General features: G+C 63.6%; 12 protein-coding genes. 9 read left to right on the top strand and 3 right to left on the bottom strand.

What is annotated here, in order from left to right; genetic code table 11:
• Positions 1 to 7: 7 nt before the first annotated feature.
• From K2O50_RS01245 to K2O50_RS01210, 8 genes are all read left to right on the top strand, one after another.
• A complete protein-coding gene (locus K2O50_RS01245; protein ID WP_050703361.1) occupies positions 8 to 1945 on the top strand; it encodes a type VI secretion system Vgr family protein in 1938 nt (645 codons plus the stop codon).
• A 12-nt stretch (positions 1946 to 1957) separates the two neighbouring features.
• A complete protein-coding gene (locus K2O50_RS01240) occupies positions 1958 to 2392 on the top strand; it encodes a DcrB-related protein (RefSeq protein ID WP_050703360.1) in 435 nt (144 codons plus the stop codon).
• An 8-nt stretch (positions 2393 to 2400) separates the two neighbouring features.
• The gene (locus tag K2O50_RS01235) at positions 2401 to 6807 is read left to right on the top strand and encodes an RHS repeat-associated core domain-containing protein (RefSeq protein ID WP_050703359.1); all 4407 of its coding nucleotides are present in this window, start codon (positions 2401 to 2403) and stop codon (positions 6805 to 6807) included.
• Positions 6808 to 6809: 2 nt separating this feature from the next.
• The gene (locus K2O50_RS01230) at positions 6810 to 7595 is read left to right on the top strand and encodes a hypothetical protein (RefSeq protein ID WP_156329570.1); all 786 of its coding nucleotides are present in this window, start codon (positions 6810 to 6812) and stop codon (positions 7593 to 7595) included.
• A 4-nt stretch (positions 7596 to 7599) separates the two neighbouring features.
• The gene (locus K2O50_RS01225) at positions 7600 to 8322 is read left to right on the top strand and encodes a hypothetical protein (protein ID WP_177330812.1); all 723 of its coding nucleotides are present in this window, start codon (positions 7600 to 7602) and stop codon (positions 8320 to 8322) included.
• A 68-nt stretch (positions 8323 to 8390) separates the two neighbouring features.
• Positions 8391 to 9533 (top strand): ankyrin repeat domain-containing protein, encoded by a 1143-nt coding sequence (locus K2O50_RS01220; protein ID WP_050703357.1) that lies wholly within the window; start codon positions 8391 to 8393, stop codon positions 9531 to 9533.
• 39 nt (positions 9534 to 9572) lie between these two features.
• Complete coding sequence (locus K2O50_RS01215; RefSeq protein WP_050703356.1) at positions 9573 to 10238, top strand: hypothetical protein; 666 nt, start codon at positions 9573 to 9575, stop codon at positions 10236 to 10238.
• Between the two features lie 150 nt (positions 10239 to 10388).
• Entirely contained in the window at positions 10389 to 12056 is a 1668-nt protein-coding gene (locus K2O50_RS01210) for an FMN-binding glutamate synthase family protein (protein ID WP_050703355.1), read from the top strand.
• Positions 12057 to 12086: 30 nt separating this feature from the next.
• Here K2O50_RS01210 and K2O50_RS01205 read toward each other — a convergent pair whose 3' ends face one another.
• Positions 12087 to 13391: an OprD family porin gene (locus tag K2O50_RS01205; protein WP_050703354.1), complete on the bottom strand. Its 1305-nt coding sequence runs from the start codon at positions 13389 to 13391 to the stop codon at positions 12087 to 12089.
• Positions 13392 to 14046: 655 nt separating this feature from the next.
• Between K2O50_RS01205 and K2O50_RS01200 the strand changes: the two genes are divergently transcribed.
• Positions 14047 to 16137: a TonB-dependent siderophore receptor gene (locus tag K2O50_RS01200; RefSeq protein ID WP_050703353.1), complete on the top strand. Its 2091-nt coding sequence runs from the start codon at positions 14047 to 14049 to the stop codon at positions 16135 to 16137.
• Positions 16138 to 16752: 615 nt separating this feature from the next.
• On the opposite strand, the gene aguA is transcribed toward K2O50_RS01200, so the two are convergent.
• Positions 16753 to 17859 carry an agmatine deiminase gene (gene aguA / locus K2O50_RS01195; RefSeq protein ID WP_050703352.1) on the bottom strand — a complete coding sequence of 369 codons (1107 nt, stop codon included), beginning with the start codon at positions 17857 to 17859 and terminating at the stop codon, positions 16753 to 16755.
• A 243-nt stretch (positions 17860 to 18102) separates the two neighbouring features.
• Positions 18103 to 21003 carry an aminotransferase gene (locus tag K2O50_RS01190; protein WP_050703351.1) on the bottom strand — a complete coding sequence of 967 codons (2901 nt, stop codon included), beginning with the start codon at positions 21001 to 21003 and terminating at the stop codon, positions 18103 to 18105.
• Between the last annotated feature and the right edge of the window lie 10 nt (positions 21004 to 21013).

Here is a 21013-nt window from a genome sequence, read left to right as displayed (position 1 = left end):
ACCGACCATGCTGTTCAAGCAGTTCACGCGCCTGGCGCAGATCAACAGCCCACTGGGGCCGGACAAGCTGATCCTTGCCGAGATGGGCGGCAGCGAGGAGCTCGGCCGCCTGTTCGACTACGAGCTACAGCTGACCAGCGACGACCCGGCCATCGACCTCAACCAGCTGCTGGGCAAGCCCATGAGCCTGAGCGTGCAGCAGAGCGTCGGCAGCTCGCGGCATTTCCACGGCATCGTCGCCCGCTGCAGCCAGTCGGTGGACCAGGGCCAGTTCGCCGCCTACCGGGTCACCCTGCGCCCGTGGCTGTGGCTGCTGACGCGCACCAGCGACTGCCGGATCTTCCAGCACCTGAGCGCGCCGCAGATCATCAAGCAGGTGTTCCGCGACCTGGGCTTCTCGGATTTCGAGGACCTGCTCAGCCGCAACTACCGCGAGCGCGAGTACTGCGTGCAGTACCGCGAGACCAGCTTCGACTTCGTCAGCCGCCTGATGGAAGAAGAAGGCATCTACTACTTCTTCCGCCACGAGCAGGAACGCCACGTGCTGGTACTGGCCGACGCCTACGGCGCGCACCAGAAGGCCCCGGGCTACGAGACCGTGCCCTACTACCCGCCGGACGGCCAGCACCGCGAGCGCGACCATATCAACGACTGGCACCTGGCCCAGGAAGTCCAGCCAGGCTCCCTGGAGCTCAACGACTATGACTTCCAGCGCCCCAGCGCGCGCATCGACGTTCGCTCGGCCATGCCGCGCCCGCACCAGGCCGGCGACTACCCGCTGTACGACTACCCCGGCGCCTACGAGCAGACCCAGGACGGCGAGCACTACGCCCGCACCCGCCTGGAGTCGCTGCAGAGCCTGCACGAGCGGGTCGAGCTGCGCGGCAATGCCCGGGGCCTGGGCAGCGGTCACCTGTTCAGCCTGAGCAACTTCAGCCGCCAGGATCAGAACCGCGAGTACCTGATCGTCGCCGCCCGCTACTACGTACACCAGGAGCGCCTGGAAAGCGGTGGCGGCAGCGGCGCGGCGCAGTTCGAGAGCAACCTCAGCTGCATCGACGCGCAGCAGAGCTACCGCCCGGTGGGCAGCACCCTACGGCCGATCGTCAAGGGGCCGCAGACCGCCGTGGTGGTCGGCCCATCCGGCGAGGAGATCTGGACCGACCAGTACGGCCGGGTCAAGGTGCACTTCCACTGGGACCGCCACGACCAGTCCAACGAGAACAGCTCGTGCTGGATCCGCGTATCGCAAGCCACGGCGGGCAAGAACTGGGGCTCGATCCAGGTGCCGCGGATCGGCCAGGAAGTCATCGTCAGCTTCCTCGAAGGCGACCCCGACCGGCCGATCATCACCGGGCGGGTGTACAACGCCGAACAGACGGTGCCCTACGACCTCCCCGGCGGCGCCACCCAGAGCGGCATGAAGAGCCGTTCGAGCAAGGGCGGCAGCCCGGCCAACTTCAATGAAATCCGCATGGAGGACAAGAAGGGCGCCGAGCAGCTGTACATGCATGCCGAACGCAACATGGACACCGTGGTCGAGCAGAGCGAGACCCTGTCGGTGGGCATCAACCGCACCCAGACCGTCGGCATGCTCGAGACCATCACCATCGGCCAGGACCGCATCCGCGCCGTGCGCCGCGACGACATGCTGCTGGTCGGCGCCAGCAAGACCGACAGCGTCAGCACCAGCTACCTGATCGAAGTCGGCGAGAACCTGCGCCTGGTCTGCGGCAAGAGCGTGATCGAGCTCAACGCCAGCGGGCAGATCAACATCAGCTGCGAGCAGTTCAGCTTCCACGCCAACGCCGACGCCGAGATCAACACCGGCGGCACCCTTGACCTGAACGTGGGCAGCGGCGCGCAGACCGCGCCGAACAACCAGGGCGTGAAAACGGCCATCGACGGCGCGGTGAAGGCCCTCTTCCCCGCCGCCAGCAAGTAACGAGACCGAACCATGAGCTACCGCCTCAACGAATTCCGCTTCGCCCTGCCCGACGCGCAGGTACGCGACACCAGCATCAACATCCTGCGCTTCGAGGCGCTGGGCACCTCGCTGATCGTCAGCCGCAGCCTGCTCGAAGAGGGCGAGACCCTGCAGAGCAACTTCGACGGCCAGCTGCAGCGCCTGCAGCAGCAGGTCAAGGACCTGCAGTTCCAGCCGGCCCGCGCCACCCAGGTGGGCGCGGCCCAGCCGATCGAGGCGATCGAGCTGAGCAGCCAGTTCAGCAAGGGCCAGGAGAAGGTCTACCAGTACCAGCTGGCGCTGGTGCTGCCGGGCACGCGCAAGATGTTCGCCCTGAGCTACGTCAAGCCGACCCCGCTGGGCGAGGCCGAGGCGACGCACTGGGCGGCGCTCAAGCAGTCCCTCGCCTTCGACAACCTGGGCTGACGTAGCGGATGTCCGACGCACTCTGGGCTGCCCGCGAGGGCGACGCGCTGCTGCACACCTCGGTGATGGCCGACATCATCGGCGGCGTGCTGGAAGTGGCCGCCAACGTCGCCATCGGCGCCCTGGCCACCGCCGCGGTGGCCGCGGCACTGGGCATTACCGTGGTCACTGGCGGCCTGGGCTGCTTCGTGCTCGGCGCGGTGGTGGGCCTGGTGGTCGGCGTGGTCATGGCCAAGACCGGCGCGGACACCGGGCTCAGTCGATTATGCGAGGGCATCGGCAACGCCCTGTTCCCGCCGACCGTGCAGGCCACCATCGTCAGTGGCTCGCCCAACACCAGGACCAACGGCATGCGCGCCGCGCGCGCGGCTGGCGTGGTGACCGCCCCCTCGGCCCCGGTCAGTGGCGGGGGCGGTGACGCGCAGGCCGAGGAACAGGAAGAGACTTTCCTCGACATGGCCAAGGGCTTCTTCTCGCAGATGTGGCGGCCGACCGTCGCCAGCCCCGCGCCCAACACCCAGGAAGCCCCCGACGACAAGGTGCTGTGCACCAAGCACCCGCCGATGCCGCCGCAGTACCTGGCCGAAGGCTCGAGCAAGGTGCTGATCAACGGCCACCCGGCCTGTCGCAGCGGCGATCGCAGCACCTGCGAGGCGGTGATCGTCGATGGCGGACTGGTGTCGAACAACGTGCGCATCGGCGGCGGGCCGATCGTGGTGCGCGAGATCCGCAGCGGCAAGACGCCGGGGATCGGCCTGGCGATTACGGCGTTGATGATGTTGCGGGGGCGGGGGGGGAAGTTTTATAGCAAGTTTGGGTGCATGCTCGTCGGAGGCGTGGTCAGTTTTGCCAGCAGCCAAGTGACCGCCGCCCTGACTTCGGCCATCGTCGGCTCGCCAAACCCTGTACACGCGCCTACTGGCGCGAAGATCCTGAGCGACGAACACGACCTCGACTTCACCCTCCAGGCCATGATCCCACTGGACTGGCAGCGCTACTACAACAGTCGCGACGAACGTCGCGAGGGTCTGTTCGGTGCCGGCTGGAGCGTCCCCTATGAAGTGTCTGTGAGGGTCGAGCACGACCGCCTGCTGTATACAGACGAGCAAGCTCGCGTCATCGACATGGGCATGATCGCCCTCGGCGACGCCGTCTTCAGCGCTGGCGAAGGCATCAGCGTGCGACGCGCCCTTGATGGCGAGCTGCTGATCGAAGACATCAGCAGCGGCCTCTATCGTTTGTTCGAACCCAGTCCACAGGACGCCAACCACCTCCGTCTGGCGAAACTGGGAGATCGCAACGACAACCGCATCCACCTGGACTATGACGATCTCGGGCGCCTGATGTGGCTGCGCGACACCTTTGACCGCGTGCGGATCAAGCTGCACTACAGCGGCGCTTGGCCACGTCGAGTCAGCCATATCGAACGGGTGTTCGTCGATGACGATACTGAAACGCTCGCCAGCTATCGCTACGACGCCGCTGGCGATCTGGCCGAGGTCCACGATGCACTGGGGCAATTGCAGCGTCGATTCATGTATGACGAAGGTCGGCGCATGGTCGGGCATCAAACAGCCAATGGCCTGCTTTGCCATTACCAGTGGCAGAAACTGGACGACTGGCGGGTGATCCGGCACTGGACCAACGCCGGCGACGAGTATCACTTCGAATACGATATCGAGGCTGGCATCACCTGCATCACCGACCCGCTGCTACGCACCAGTGTGCGGCGCTGGAACGCGCAGTTCCAGATCATCGAGTCGAGCAACGCGCTGGGCCAAACCTGGCGCTTCCACTGGAACGATGAACGTCAGCTGCTTGCCGCTACCGATCCTGAAGGCGGTGAATGGCGCTTCAGCTACGACGAATCCGGCAACCTGTGCGAAACCATCGATCCGTTGGGACGCAGTGAATCGACCCAGTGGCTCGAGCATTGGGCGTTGCCTCGCAGTGAAACCAATGCCGCCGGGGCAACCTGGACCTATCGCTACGACCAGCACGGCAACTGTATTCGCGAAACCGACCCCTTGGGCGAGGTGACGCGCTACCGCCATGACGAACATGGCCTACCGCTGGAAACCATCGACGCCACGGGCAAGCGCCAACGTCAGCGCTGGAACGAACAAGGTCTGCTGATCGAGCAGGTGGACTGCTCAGGCTACGCCACACGGTTGCGCTACGACCGGCGTGGCCATTTGCAGAGTCTGACCAACGCCCTCGGCCAGACCAGCCACTTCCAACACAATGCCTTGGGACATCGGATACGCCAGGAGCTGGCGGATGGGCGCATTGTCCAGTACCGGTACACCGCCTCGGGCCTGCTCGAATGCTTCATCGATCCGCTCGGCAACGCCGAGCATTTTCGCTATGACCTGAATGGCCAGCTCATCGAGCAGCGGGACAACCTCGGCCGGCCGACGCTGTTTACCTATGACCGTTGCACACGACTGGTGGCACTGACCAACAGCAACGGTGAGTCCTATCGTTTCACCTGGGATGAGGCGAACCGCCTAGCCGAGCATGAAAATCTGGATGGCAGTCGCAAGGCCTACCAGTACGATGGACTCGGCCAGATCATCGCCATGGACTTCATTCCGGCGCCGGGCGCCAGAGAGGCGCCGATCCATCACCGCCTTCGACGTGACGCCGCCGGCAGGCTGGTTGCGTTGCTTACCGAGGACGACAGCACTACCTACAGTCTCGATCCGATGGACCGGTTGATGGAGGTGATCAGCGAGGATCGTCAGGGGAATGTGCAACGCGTCGCGTTCGAGCATGATGCCTGCGGACGCCGCACTGCCGAAAGCAACAGTGCCGGAAGGCTGGAGCACACCTACGACGCACTGGACAATCGCTTGCAGACGCGGCTGCCCGATGGCCGCCAACTGAACCGCCTGGTGTATGGCTCGGGACACCTCCATCAGATCAACATCGACGGGCAGGTGATCTGCGATTTCGAGCGCGATCGCCTGCACCGTGAGGTCTCGCGAACCCAGGGACGGCTGCTTACCCGTAGCCAATATGACCTCAGTGGCCGGCCGAGCGCCCGTCTGCGCTGGGGCGCCGACCACAACGAACACCTGCCTGCGCCCTGGCAGCAGCGCTTCGACTTCGATGATCGCGACAATCTGGTGCTCTACCTGCGCCAGCAACCCGATCATCAACATCAGCTGCTGATGCAATACGACGCAACGGATCGCCTGCTTGCCAACCAGGGACCGTTGCCAGGCCAAAACGAACAATACCTCTATGACGCTGCGGCAAACCGTGTGCCCGGTGCTGGGCAAGTCGCCCGCCATGACCAGTTGCTCCAACTGGAAGATCGCCACTACCGCTATGACGGTTTCGGACGCCTGTCGGAAAAACGCAGCACGCTGTATGGCGAACAGCATATGAGCTACGACCAGCATCATCGCCTTGTTCAGGTGCGCTCTGTACGCGGCGGGCGCGAGCGCATCGTCAAATTGCACTATGACCCTCTCGGGCGCCGCATCGGCAAGACCGAGCAAGACGATCAGGGCAATCTGCTGGGCAGCACCGACTTTGGCTGGGACGGTCTCAAATTGCTGCAAGAGCGCTGCAACGGCCACCTCACTTTGTATGTCCATGAACCGGGCTATAGAGTCCTGGCACGTGTCGACGGTCAAGGTGCGCATCAACGCACGCTCCATTACCACAACGCCCTCAACGGTCTGCCCGAGCAACTGACCGACAGTGACGGCACGCTGGCTTGGGAGGGCGAATGCTCCGCCTGGGGCATGACCTTGCGCGAGTGGAGGACTGAGGACTTCATCGAACAGCAGAACCTGCGCTTTCAAGGTCAGTACCTGGACCGTGAGACTGGCTTGCACTACAACCTGTTCCGCTACTATGACCCACAGAGCGGCCGCTTCACTCAGCCCGACCCTATTGGCCTGGAAGGCGGCATCAACCTGTACCGCTATGCGCCGAACCCTGTCGGCGGGATAGATCCGCACGGGTTGGACTGGAGCTATTTCCTTTCAGACGAGAAAGGCAACCCGTATTACAACGGGCGAGCCTCGGACAACGATACGCTCGAAGGCGTGGTACGCCGACATATGGAAACCAAGGGCGCAGACGGCCCACGCTTCAAGGAAGGTGACCGCATCAACCGCGTGACACCGATTGGTACCGACTACGACACGATACGCGGCATCGAGGACTCAGGGATCCGCGAGCGAGAAGTGCTCGGCAGGAAGAACCCGAACGTGCGAGGCAACAAGATCTATGGCATCTCCGACGCCAAGGCGAAAAAAGACCCTGGCCTCGAGCGGATAGCGCTCGCCAACGACTTCCTGAAGGCACGCGGTGTCAGCAAAGTCACGCAACTGCCCGTGCTCGACAGCCGTGGCGCCCTGCCCCCCAAGGCCAACAAAAGCTCCTGCGGGAAATGAACATGACTGCAACTCCTGAACAACTTTGCAAGATCCTCAAGGCGCAGCATCCCAGCGAGCCACCAAGCTCGGCGCTGGTAGCCACAGGCCTGGCGACCGAGACCCGCAGAATGAGCCATGACCAGGTGCTTACCTGGCTGTTCAAGGCGCGAGAGACCGTGGTGAAGAAAGAGGTGGTCGCCAACTTTCTCACCGGTGTCGAGCGCAACCAGGCCTACCTGCGCGCCGCCCTGTCGGCCTATGCTTGCGCGACACACCTGCCGCAACACGCCTTCACGGCGCAGGACCAACTGAACTGTCAGGTCTGCAGTTTCTTCAAGGAGCGCGAAGTCAACTTCATTGCCCTCAACAGGGTGCGTTTTCTGATCGGCGCAGCGCTTTTCGGCAGCCCCTCCAATATCGCGTTCCAGTTGCAGGAGCATAACGCCGGGCCGAAAGAACAGCCGGGCAACCTGGAGCTGATGGTGTCGATCCTGGACCTGATCCGTAACGTGCCTGCCGTGACCAAACCCAAGGACCTGCTCAAGCTGCTGCGTAAACTACCCGGTATCAAGATGAGCGAAGAAGAGGGCCGGGGGTTCCTCGACCTGCTGGGACACTGCGGAATACTGCAGACGCCAGAGCATCCAGGCCTGCTGTACCGCTACACCAACCTCGGCCTGGCGCCACGTAGCGCGCGCTCGTCAGATTGGAGCTACCCGATGGACTTCTGGCGCGGTGAGCATGGTCTCAATCAGGATGCCCTGGACTATTGGTTCAGTGACTATCCCGAGCTGCTCAAGGTTTAAGTCCTTGGCGGCCAATCTGCTCGCTGGGCGCCGCATGGGCAATACAACTGTTGCGCGCCCCCCTCATGGCAATGGCTCTATGAAAGACGTTGCGACCAGAACAGCAAGAGCCGTGAAGCCTGATATGAACATCTATTTTGTCTGCAACGCACAAGCACCCTGGGGCGATTGGGGTGAGGTGCTAGCCTACGGCATGATCGCCTGGGACGAAGACACCGACATTGACAGCATCGAGCGTACCGGCCCCTACACACCGCCCGCCTACATCCGCTCTGGCCTGCTGGTACTGACCGAGCCGACAAAGGAGGCGTTGGAGAAATCTGGCCTGAAAGGTATCAGCCGCTTCGAGCATCTGGAAAAGACCCATATTGTCGAACTCGACTGGCAGCAATGGGACGCAGCCAAGGACATCAGCGTCTACCTGGAGCTGGAAGGCGAGCCCGAATCGATCATCGAGTCACGCCCCCATGACCCTCAACTGTCAGCACGCATGCCGGCGTTCTGGTGCGCCTACGTCGCTGGCAAGCTCGCCTTGCGCATGGACGAGAGTGTGAAGAGCAACGATCCCTCTCATTACCTGCAGGTAGTCCGTGCTGATGAGCGCGTCGACTTCTTCAAGGCCGATGTGCACGGCGGCTATTTCGTCAGCGAACGGGCAAAGAACTGGCTCGAGCAGCACTGCCCGGAAGCATTCCAGTTCGCCTTGATACCCCTCCCGCGCAAGTGATATTTCCGTGTGGCTGACAAGGGTCTTACTTAACTGAACCAGACCCTCGGACGGGGAACCGCTATTTGATGATCGGTTGGCAACAACTCTACGAAAAGCATGAGACCAAGCTCGACCGCCTCTACGACGATGTAGAAGAAGGCAAGCTGGAGCGGCTACGTGCGTTCGCACAGAAATACCCCGAACTGCTGGTGCTGCCCCGCTATGGCGAGGCCGACGAGGAGGGGCTGCTGCACATGGCCGCCCGAGCCGGACAGGCGGCGAGCTGTGGCCTGCTCCTGGAGCTGGGCCTGGCGCCGAACCAGCCGTATGTAGACGAGGGTCATGCCAGTGCTCTTGAACTGGCAGCCAGCGAAGGGCACCTTGAAACCTGCGTTTGCCTGCTCGATGCCGGTGCCTGGGTCGACGGCCTGCCACTCAGCGTCTGCCCACCGCTATACGCAGCGGCCCAGTCGGGCCACATCGAGGTCGTTGCACTGCTGCTGACACAAGGCGCACAGGTCAATCGCCTGCACCGACGCGCCAATGACAGCGCACTGGACGCTGCGCGCGAATGGGGGCATCAGCGCACGGTCGATCTGCTGCTCGAACACGGCGCACGCAGCATCAACGATGTCGAGGGCGCCGATGCCGAAGGCGCCGGACAGGCCATTGTCACCTTCGTGCACAATACCGCTGGGTGGGTCCTGCCCACCGCGTTCTGCCCTCCCAGTGAAGACCCTCGCAGCACGCTGCATGTCAGCCTGATCGATAGCAAGACCGACTACAAGCTGCTGTTCACCACCGGCCTGTACCAGGTTGCCCCGATGACCGAGTTGCTCCTCTGCCTGCCAGGGGACTGGGCACTGCCCCAGGCCGGATTGCCGGTGCCAGACGCCTGGTGTTTTCCAGTAGGAATGCTGGCACGCCTCGCCGCCAGAACCTTCGAGCAGGGCCCGGTGGCCGAGGGCATGCTGTTCCAGCGTGACGATCCACAGTTTGCCGACCTGCACTGGCCTTGCGCGGTGGATGCGCTGTTGGCGGTGGACAAGCCCTGGAACAAGCATGGTGATGGCGAGCGGATTCCCGAAAGTGAGAAGGTCACCCTGCTGACCCTGGCACCGGTGAAGTTCACCGACAAGGGTGCTCCGACCGCCAAGGCCCTGGCCGCGCTCATCGAGCGTAAACGCAAGGCGAGCTGGAAGGTCCTGGCGCTGGAGACGCCGATCTGAAGTGGAACAACCCGTAAGACGCAAAGGATGCTATTGACCATGACCTCGCAAAAAATCGTGCTTTCCGGCCAGGATCACGGTCTGGGCCAGATCGGCGGCGGCGCCCGTCTCAAGGATGCCTCGCTATGGCCACGAAGCCCGGACACTGATGAGCCGATGACCCCGCTGCTGACATTGAGCGACCGCTTCCTGCCCGTCACCTTCATTCCACCCGGCATGGCGATCACGGTGTTCATCACCGCGCGTCAGCAAGACGGCGCCTTCAACCGGTCCACCCAGCGCCACTACACCGTCAATCAGCAGAGCGAGCTCGACGAAAAGCGCGCCAATCGTTTTGCCCGGGTCATCCTGCACGAGCTGGCCGACCAGTCGATCGCCCCGCCCGCCGCGGCCTTACTGCTGGACCGTGCCTACATTCAGTTCGAACCCTTCAGCGATGAGGAAGAAGAACAGGAACTGGAGGACGAGGACAGCGGTATCGACCTGAGCAAGCCCGTCGGCAGGCCGTGCTGGCTGCAGGACCCGATCTACGAACCCCAGCGCTTCCTGTTCCTGATGCAACTGCTCGACAGTGATGTGGCCGCCGCCAGCCGGCAGCACGTGGGATTGTTCTCGGACGGTATCGGCTACCTGTATGTCGACAGGCAGGCACGGCGCGGCAAGCAAGGCGATGAAGCCGGCTTCTTCTTCATCCAGTTCACCTGATTGGAGACCGGGGCCCTGGCTACAGTCAAACCTGGCCATGTGCTCTCCAGGCAATTCCGCGTCGAGTAACAGTCTTTTACCGAAACCCCAGGTTTTCCCCCCGCAGCCTTTGCCTATCCTAGGCCGGGTCATCCCGCCTGCGATGGACCCATGAAAGACTCGCTCCCCAGCCGCTATGCCTGCCTGTTCCTGTGCCTGGCCTTCACGATCACCAGCGTCCCGTTCCTGCCTGCGCACACCTGGCTCTGGCCCTTCACCGTCATCAGCGCCCTGCTCAGCCTGGTCGGCCTCAACGACCTGCGCCAACGCCACCACGCCGTGCGCCGCAACTATCCGATCCTGGGCAACATCCGCTACCTGATCGAAACCATCCGCCCGGAGATCCGCCAGTACCTGATCGAGGGCGACGACGACAAGCTGCCGTTCTCCCGCGCCCAGCGTTCGCTGGTCTACGCCCGGGCCAAGAACGAGAGCGCCGAGAAAGCCTTCGGCACCCTGAACGATGCCTACAAGCCGGGCTTCGAGTTCATCAGCCATTCGATGCTGCCGGTGCCGATGCCCGACCCGGCATCGTTCCGCATCCGCATCGGCGGCCCGCAGTGCCGCCAGCCGTACTCGGCGTCGATCTTCAATATCTCGGCCATGAGCTTCGGCGCCCTCAGCGCCAACGCCATCGCCGCGCTGAACAAGGGCGCGCGCCTGGGCCGCTTCGCCCATGATACCGGCGAGGGCAGCATCAGCCCCTACCACCGCGAACACGGCGGCGACCTGATCTGGGAAATCGGCAGCGGCTATTTTGGCTGCCGTACCGAGGACGGCCACTTCGACCCCGATCGCTTCGCCGAACAGGCCCGCGCGCCACAAGTGAAGATGATCGAGATCAAGCTCAGCCAGGGCGCCAAGCCGGGCCATGGCGGGATTTTGCCGGGGCACAAGGTCAGCGCCGAGATCGCCGCCACCCGGGGCGTGCGCGAAGGCGAGGACTGCATCTCGCCGGCCGCCCACAGTGCCTTCAGCACACCGCGGGAGCTGCTGCAGTTCGTCGCCCGCCTGCGCGAGCTGTCCGGCGGCAAGCCGGTGGGTTTCAAGTTCTGCCTGGGCCATCCGTGGGAGTTCATGGGCATCGCCAAGGCCATGCTGGCCACCGGCATCACCCCGGACTTCATCGTCGTCGACGGCAAGGAAGGCGGCACTGGCGCGGCGCCCCGGGAGTTCTCCGACAACATGGGCGTGCCGCTGCGCGAGGGCCTGATGTTCGTGCACAACACCCTGGTGGGGCTGAACCTGCGCGAGCGCATCCGCATCGGTGCGGCGGGCAAACTGGTCAGCGCCTTCGACATCGCCAGCGTGCTGGCCATCGGCGCGGACTGGGTGAACTCGGCGCGGGGCTTCATGTTCGCCATCGGCTGCATCCAGTCGCAGAGCTGCCACACCAACAAGTGCCCCACCGGGGTGGCGACCCAGGACCCGCTGCGCCAACGCGCGCTGGTGGTGCCGGAGAAGGCCGAGCGGGTCGCCAGCTTCCACCGCAATACCTTGCATGCCTTGGCCGAGATGCTTGCCGCCGCCGGCCTGGACCATCCCAGCGAACTCAAGCCCAAGCACCTGGCGCGGCGTATCAGCGCCAGCGAGATCAGCCTGTTTTCCCAGCTGCACACCTTCCTCAAGCCGGGCGAGCTGCTCAGCGGCGCGATCGACAGCGAGTTCTATGCGCGGATGTGGCGGATGGCACGCAGCGACAGCTTCGCGCCGGAGACGAGTGAAATCGAGGTGGCGGCGGCGGTCAACGTGCGCCGGAAAGAAACAGCCCCGGCATAGGCCGGGGCTGCGGGTGACGCGGGATCAGGATCAGAAGATGCTGATCGGGTACTCGACGAATACGCGGACTTCGTTGCCGTCGTCCATGTAGAAGTCGGCGACGTTGCGCGAAGTACGCAGGAAGGAACTACGCAGTTTGACCGAGAGATCCTTGGCCGGGCCTTCTTGTACGACGTAACGCAGCTGGTTGAAGATTTCGCGCTCTTTACCTTCACCATTGCCGTGGGTGTTGATGTTGTCACCACGCACGTAGGCAACTTTGTAGGTCAGGCCAGGGACGCCGAATGCGCCAAAGTCCAGGCCGTAGCCGATCTGCCAGGAGCGCTCGTCTTCTGCGTTGAAGTCGGACCAGTAGGAGTTGGCCAGGTAAATGGTCGAACCACCATCGCCGAAGCCGCCATCACGCTGGTAACCGCCGTAGTTGTAGCCGGTATCGCCAGTACTGCGTTGGTGCGCGATGGTTACCGAGTGAGGACCGTACGCATAGGTAGCCGCCAGGCTCCAGATAGTGTTGTCCTGATCGCCCTCACGCATGCCCCATTTTTCGATGAACTTCTTGTCGAGCTTGGACTTATAGCCATTGAAGTCCAAGGTCAGGGACTGGTCTGCCGCGATCGGGTAGACGTAGTTCATGCCCAGGTAGTGCTTTTTCATCACGTCTTCGTTGTCGGCGGTGTACAGCGACGCGGTGAAGTTGTCAGTGAACTTGTAGCTACCGCCCAGTACGTTGATTGCCTTCAAACGACCACTGTCGTGACCTTGGGCGCTCTTTTGCACTTCGCTGGTGAAACGCCCAGCGTTCAGCTCCAGGCCTTTGATCTCTTTGGAGGTGATCGAAGTACCGCTGAAGCTTTCTGGCAACAGGCGCGAATCGTCGTACTGCAGGACCGGCAGGGCCGGCATCTGGTCACCGTACTTGAGCACGGTGTTGGAGACGCGGAATTTGATCGCCGCACCGGCGCGGGCGAGGTCATTGGCAGCATCGCTGCGCTCACGCTCGTTGACCGTGTTTTCACGCTTGAAGAAATCGATACCGCCACCGCCGTTACGGCCTTTGCCGCCATCCAGGCGCAGGGCGTACAGACCGAAGGCGTCGACGCCGACACCGACGGTGCCCTGGGTGAAACCGGAGGAGAAGTTGGCGATCACACCCTGGCCCCACTGGGACTGGTCGTTGGTGTGGTGCTTCTTGTCACGGTTGATGAAGGCGTTGCGCAGCAGGACGTTGGCGTGGCTGTCCTCGATGAAGCCCTTGCTTTCGGCCTGCTCATTGGCCTGTGCCTGGGTCGCGGCGATCATCGCCAGGGCGACCAGGCTGATCCTGGTTTTCAACATGTTGTTTTCCTTATTTCGTATTCAAAAACGCTCTGCATTAGAACGCCAGGAACCAACGCCCCTTCGTAGGTTCGACGCTATGCGGATCCAAGCCGAAAGGCCCGCCAATGGTCTGCAACGGGCCTTGCAGCCGCATGGCCAGATCATGGCCAGCAGGCGTAGAGCCCGAATCCTAGCCCTGCCTGCTTATACATGTCAAAAAAACGTGAAATGCAGGTTGATATAACCAAAAACTAGGTCAGTGCTGGTGCATTTCCATGCATATCTGCCGTGGGTCAGCGCAAATTTGTCTCTTTTGTGGAAAGCGGGCGAAATCCATAAAACCGTCATACGACCGTGCTCCCGCAGGCCTCTCGATACCCTGTCGGAAATTGCCCTGAGCAGCGTGAGAGCGGCGGTGCGACTTGCCCCGCGATAAGGTCGGCAATGCCCCCATCACCGTCCAGCCAGGGCGCCATCGCGGGACAAGCCCGCTCCTACAGGTCATCCCCGTGCGCATCTGTATGAATATCAAGACAATTCAAAATCAATCCGAATAGATAGCAACATTTTGAAACATATGTAAAGACAACCCTTTACAAATGTCGATGCAACAGTAAATAGCAAGCATTACCATTCGCGCCCAATTTCTCACTCCATTCCTTGGACGCCTTCGATGCCTGCCCCCTGCCGCCTTTCCCCCCTGACCCTGGGCCTGTCACTGCTGTTCAGCGCCGGCCTGGCCAGTGCCGCCACCACGACCCTGCCGGAAACCTCGGTGACCGCCGACAGCACCCGCGAAGAGGACAACCCGCGGGTCAAGGACGTGACCACCGCGACCCGTACCTCGACCCCGGCGCGCTATGTGCCGCAGGCCATCGATTCGGTGAAGACTCGCAACGTGCTGGACTACGGCAGCAGCAACCTGGGCAAGGCGCTGGAAGGCATCCCCAACGTCAGCAGCGGCGCCGACACGCGCTTCGACAGCCTGCGCATCCGCGGCTTCGACGCCAGCAACGACTTCTACCTGGACGGCATCCGCGACGACAGCCAGTACACCCGCGACCTGCACAACATCGAGCGGGTCGAGGTGCTCAAGGGCCCGGCGGCGGTGCTCTATGGCCGTGGCAGCCAGGGCGGCATCGTCAACAGGGTAAGCAAGGCGCCGGAGCACGGCCGCCGCTCGACCGTCGAAGCCCAGGGCGGCAGCCAGGACCTGCGCAGCCTGTACGCCGATCTCAGCGCCGACCCCAGCGACACCCTCAGCCTGCGCCTGAACCTGGGCAACGAGGACAAGAACAGCTTCCGCGACGGCATCGACGGCAACCACCGCCAACTGTTCGCCCCGTCCATGAGCTGGCAGATCACCCCCGAGCTGAACTGGCTGGTGCAGTACGAGTACAGCCGCTACGACCGTACCCCCGATCGCGGCATCCCCGGCAACCCGCTCACCGGGCGCCCGGCCGACGTCAGCCGCAAGACCACCTACGGCGACACCCAGCGCGACTACATCAACGACCGCGCCGAGTCGCTGCGCTCGCGCCTGAACTACGAGCTGAACGACCAGTGGCAACTGCGCCATACCTTCAGCCTGTTCACCCTGGAGAGCGACTTCGACAACACCTACCTGACCGCCTACCGCCCCGCCGCGGGATTGGTGGACCGCCAACGCTGGCAGCAGGACCTGAGCACCCGCAACCTCTACAACACCATCGAACTGGAAGGCCATGTAGAGACCTTCGGTCTCGAGCACACCCTGCTGGTAGGCCTGGAAATGGGCGAGCAGCGCCGCAACTCGCTACTGCACCAGGGCGTCGGCGTGCCATCGGTACCCGTGCAGGGCTCGACGGCCAGCCAGCAGCACAACGGCACGATGCGGGTGTCCAGCAACAACCACACCGACGTCGAGAGCACCGGTATCTACCTGCAGGACCAGATCCGCCTCAACGACCAGTGGCAGCTGCTGGCCGGCGTGCGCTTCGACCAGTTCGAGGTGGACACCACCAACAAGCTGCGCGACATCTCGGAAAAACAGAAGGACAACAGTTTCAGCCCGCGCATCGGCGTGGTGTACACGCCTTGGCAGGACCACTCCTTCTATGCGTCCTGGAGCAAGACCTACTCTCCGGTCGGTGGTGGCCTGATCGGCATCACCCCAGGCGCTGCCGGCAACACCAACCAGACCGACCCGGAACAGACCCGGCAGAAGGAGATCGGGGTCAAGAGCGAGTGGTTCGACGAGCGTCTGAGCACCACCCTCGCGATCTACGAACTGGAACTTTACAACCGCCGTACCCGCGACCCGATCAACCCCGAGCTGATCCAGCTCAGCGGCCTGCAACGCTCGCGCGGCATCGAGCTGACCGCTACCGGCAACGTGGTGGGCAACTGGTATGTGCGCGGCGGCATCGGCCTGCAGGACGCGACCATCGTCAAGGACAACAACGGCCAGCAGGGCAACCGCATCAACGATGTCGCCAAGCGCAACGCCAGCCTGTTCGTCACCTGGAAACCGGAGCTGGGCTGGTACGCCGAAACCGGCCTGACCCTGGTCGGCGACCGCTACGCCGATAACCAGAACACCGTGATCCTTCCGGGCTATGGCCGCTGGGACGCGCTGGCGGGCTACCGCACCCATGACTGGGATGTACGCGCGGCGCTGAGCAACATCACCGACAAGACCTACTACAGCTCGGCCACCAGTGCGGCGCAGATCCAGGTGGGTGATCCGCGTAGCCTGGTGGTGACCGGGACCTACAGCTTCTGATCGTCAAAGGCCATACACGATCCCTGTAGGAGCGGCCTTGTGTCGCGAAAGGGCTGCGAAGCGGCCCCAGGATTTCAGCGTTCATGCAAGATCGCCGGGGCCGCCTTGCGGCCCTTTCGCGGCACAAGGCCGCTCCTACACACAGGGGATGCGTACTTCTGCTGCACGCCTCACAAACGAAAACGCCACCGCGGATGCGGTGGCGTTTTTTTCTGCGACGGGTTCCTTCCCGGTCAATGCCAGACAGCCAGCAGAGCTTCGAGCTCTTCCTCGCTGATCAGACCTTGAGGGTATCGCCCATCCAGCAGGCGGCGTGGATCGGTCGTCCTGACCCGATTGTCTCCATGACGTTTCAACCACTGAGCCAGGATTCTGAGCGATTGGTGACAGGCTGCCGTTGCGGGCAAAGCCGACTCACTTGCTGCGTTCATTTCCTCACGTACTCCCTGGGCCGAGTGAGCGGCTAAGTTACTTCAGACGCGTTACAGAATGGCGTAGGTCCATTCGTCTGAAGTACGAGGAAAAATCAATACAATTGCTGTGCCATGCCACCCGACCGAGTATCGCGAACATAAAAAAACCCGTCATCCGACGGGTTTTTCATTCATTGGCCGATCAACGTTTTACCGGTGCCGGCTGCTGCTGGGTCAGGCAGTGGATGTTGCCACCACCAAGCAGCAGCTCACGTCCCGGGATCATCACTACTTCGTGGTCCGGGAAGACCTTGGCCAGGATCGCTCTGGCCTGCGCATCGGCCGGGTCGTCGAAGCTCGGGGCGATGATGCCGCCGTTGACGATCAGGAAGTTCACGTAGGAACCGGCCAGGCGCACAGAAGGGTCGCGCTCCTGGCTGCCCACCACATGGTCGACGCCGTCGCATTCCGCCTGGGTGGCATACAGCGGCCCCGGGATCGGCATCTTGTGCACCACGAACTCGCGCCCTTTGGCGTCACGGGTGTTTTTCAGCACCTCGTAGGCGGCGTGGCAGCGCGCGTAGTTGGGGTCATTGGAATCATCGGTCCAGGCCAGTAACACTTCACCGGGGCTGACGTAACAGCAGAAGTTGTCGACGTGGCCATCGGTCTCGTCGTTGTACAGGCCGTCCGGCAGCCAGACGATGGTCTCGACCGCCAGGTGCTCGCGCAGGATCTCCTCGATCTGCTCGCGGTTCAGGTGCGGGTTGCGGTTGCGGTTGAGCAGGCATTCCTCGGTGGTGATCAGGGTGCCTTCGCCGTCGACGTGGATCGAGCCGCCCTCGAGCACGAAGCCTTCGGTGTGGTAGCGCTGCACGCGCTCCATCTCCATGACCTTGGCGGCCAGCTCCTCGTCGCGGTTCCAGGGTGCGTACAGGCCACCGTCGAAGCCGCCCCAGGCGTTGAAGCCCCAGTCCACGCCACGCACCTCGCCGTGATCGTTGATGACGAAGGTCGGCCCGGTATCACGCACCCAGGCGTCGTCGTTGCTGATCTCGACCACACGGATGTTGGGCAGGTCGAGCTGGCGACGGGCGTTCTCGTACTGGCCGGCGGACACCGCCACGGTGACCGGCTCGAAACGGGCGATGGCCTTGGCCAGGGTCACGTGCGCGGCCTGCGCCGGCTTGCCACCCAGGCGCCAGTTGTCCGGGCGCTCCGGCCAGACCATCCACACCTGGGTTTGCGGGGCCCACTCGGCGGGCATATGGAAACCGTCGGCGCGGGGGGTCGAGTTGAGCGTTTTCATCGATGACCTCTAATTGGCAACTGTCGGTGGTCCGGGGCCCGCTGCGCGCGCCTTTCGCGGCACAAGGCCGCTCCTACAGGTCGAACGCTATCCCTGTAGGAGCGGCCTTGCGTCGCGAAAGGACCGCAAAGCGGTCCCGACTGCTTTATGACGAACACTTATATCCGATAAATATCGACTTTTAAAGCAAGCGACGAGACCTTTTCTGCATAAGGCGCCACTGAAAATCGATAAGAATCGATTTTACAAGCCCTCACCCAGAATCCGCTCCACGCTGTCGACAAAGTAGTCCACGCTGGCCCGCGTGGTGCACATCGGCGGCTTGATCTTGAGGATGTTCAGGTAGTCGCCGGTAGGCTGCATGAAGATCCCCAGGTCGCGCAGGCGATCGCACAGGATCATGGTCTCCTCGGTCGCCGGCTCCAGGGTCTGGCGATCGCGCACCAGTTCCAGCCCCAGGTAGAACCCGGAACCGTGGGCGGCGCCGGCTAGCGGATGTTTATCGACCAACGCCTGCAGGCGCGCCTTGAAGTGGCGGCCAACGTCACGGGCGTTGTCCCACAGCCCTTCGTCGCGCATCACATCCAGCACCGCCATGCCGATGCGGCAACTGACCGGGCTGCCCCCGGCCGAGGAGAAGAAATAGCCCTCGGCCTCCAGCGCCTCGGCGATCTCGCGCCGGGTGATCACCGCGCCCAACGGCTGGCCGTTGCCCATGCCCTTGGCCATGGTGATGATGTCCGGCACCACGCCCTGCTCCTCGAAGCCCCAGAAATACTCGCCCAGTCGCCCGTAGCCGACCTGCACCTCGTCGGCGATGCACACCCCGCCGCGCTGGCGCACCTTGGCATAGGCCTCGCGCAGGTAGCCCGGCGGCAACGAGATGCCCCCGGCGTTGCCGTACACCGGCTCGCAGATCATGCCGGCCAGCTGGCGGCCACGGGCGTCGAGGTCAGCCAGCTTGGCATCGACATCGCGCAGGTAGTCGGCGGCGCTGTCGGCGCCCCGGTAGCGCCCGCGGAAGGTGTTCGGTGCCTCCACCGGGTGCACCCAGTCCGGGCGGGTCTCCAGGGCCTGGGGGTTGTCGGCGATGGAGGTGGAGATCGCGTCGGTGGCCACCGACCAGCCGTGGTAGGCCTCCAGCACACTGAGCAGGTCGCGCCCGCCGCTGTAGGCCCAGGCCAGGCGGATCGCCAGGTCGTTGGCCTCGGTGCCGCTGTTGACCAGGAACACCCGGTCGAAGCCTTCCGGGGCTACCTCCAGCAGTCGCTCGGAGAACTCGGCAATGGCCGCGTAGTGGAAGCGCGAGTTGGTGTTGAGCAGCGACCACTGGCGCGCCGACTCGGCGACCATGCGTGGATGGCCATGGCCAAGTACCGCGACGTTGTTGAGCATGTCCAGGTACGAACGGCCCTGCATGTCGATCAGGTAGTTGCGCCAGCCGCGCTCGATGTGTGGCGGCTGGGCGTAGTAATGCTTCTGCGAGCGGGCGAAGCTGGCATCGCGACGGGCCAGCAGGGCTTGCGGGTCGGCCAGCGGATCGGCATCGCAGTCAAAGCCCAGCAGGGTGCGCGGTGACGGGCACAGGGCCAGCCAGGCGGCGGCGTGGGACGGGGTGGCGAAGAACGGTGGGCGGGTATCGGCATCCAGGCACAGCTGCACGCTGAGGAAGCCACAGGTCGCCCCCAGCGCCTGACCCTTGAGCAGCGCCTGGCCATCGGCCGGCGTCTCTTCCAGGCCAGCGAGCCACAGGCTCCAGTGTGCGGTTCGCAGGCAGCCGCGACCCTCTCCGGTGCGCTGCCAGACACCAGCCTCGGGGGCTTGCAGCGCGCTGCCTGGCAACAGGTTCAGCTCCACGCCCAAGGCACAGGTGGCCGGCTCTTCTGGCCGATCGATATGGGTTTGCGACAGACGGTACTGCCCATGGAGGCTGCACGCCGGCCCCTGCTGGGCGGCGAGCAAGCGCTGGTCGAAGCCCGGCTGCTCCCAGTTGCCTGCCTCGCAGAGGGGGCTGAGCACGCCCAGGTCGACCCGGGCGACCGGCTGCCCGGCAAGACTCGGCAGCAACGCGGCGCAACCGCTGATGTCCGGCATCACGGGCACCTGGCCCGCCGCCTGCAGGATCGCCGCCTCCATCAACGCGGCGGGTACGGAGCAGGCAGTGTCGAAGATCTCCCATTCATGGGCAATGTTGTCACGGGTGTACTGGTTGCCCGGGTCGATCGCCAGCTGCTGCTCGCTGCTGAGCACCAGCACTGCGGCGCGATTCAGCACCAGCGGCCACAAGGCGCGCAGCTCGACCTCCTGCAACGGGTTCGCCGCGTGATAGGCGCTGACCGCTGGCAGGATGCGCAACGGGTCGCCCTCGGCGTGGTGCAGCAGGGCCGCGCAGGTCACCGACAGGTCGGCGATACGCCAGGTGCGCAGCAGGTCGCCGAAGTCGATGACGCCCTGCACCTGCCACTGCCGCTGATCGTCGCGGGCCCAGACCACGTTGTCGTCGGTGATGTCCAGGTGCACGGCCTGGACCGGCAACTGCTCGACCAACGGTTGCAGGCGAGCGGCCGCCAACCGTGCGACCTGTGCCACCTGCTCGCGACGCTGGGCATCCTGCAACACCGGCAACAGGTGCTCGATCAGCACCGAGGCGTGCCGTGGATCCCACTGCAAGGTACGCTCGAGACCCGGGTGGTCGAAACCGGCCAGTGCCTTATCGACCTCGGCGCAAAGCGTGCCGAGCTCGGCCATCACCCGCGCCGGCAAATGCCCCAGGCGGGTCAGCAGCCGCCCGTCAATGTAGTCGAGCAGGCGGGCTCGCAACGGCTGGCCATCGATCTCCAATTCCAGCAGCGGCTCGCCTGTGTTCGCAGGACGCACCGCGGGCACCGGCACGCCTTGCCCGTGCAGAAAAGCCAGTGCCGCATGCTGCGCCTGCAGTTCGATCGCCGCATAACTGCCATGGCAGACCTTGAGCACAAACCGGCCCTGGTCACTGTCGACGCGAAAATTCAGATCCTGCTGGCTGCCTAAAACATACGCAGTTCCCTCCAGATCGTAATACGCCCGCAACAAGGCATGGGCCTGAGCGCCGCCAAGCAGAGGGGCTGGCAGGCTGGAGCGCTGGATCAAGGTGGAGAGGGGCATTACAGGAAAC

It is taken from the genome of Pseudomonas sp. 2hn (assembly GCF_019646095.1).
GTDB lineage: Bacteria > Pseudomonadota > Gammaproteobacteria > Pseudomonadales > Pseudomonadaceae > Aquipseudomonas > Aquipseudomonas peradeniyensis.
This window is presented reverse-complemented; position numbering and strand designations above follow the sequence as displayed.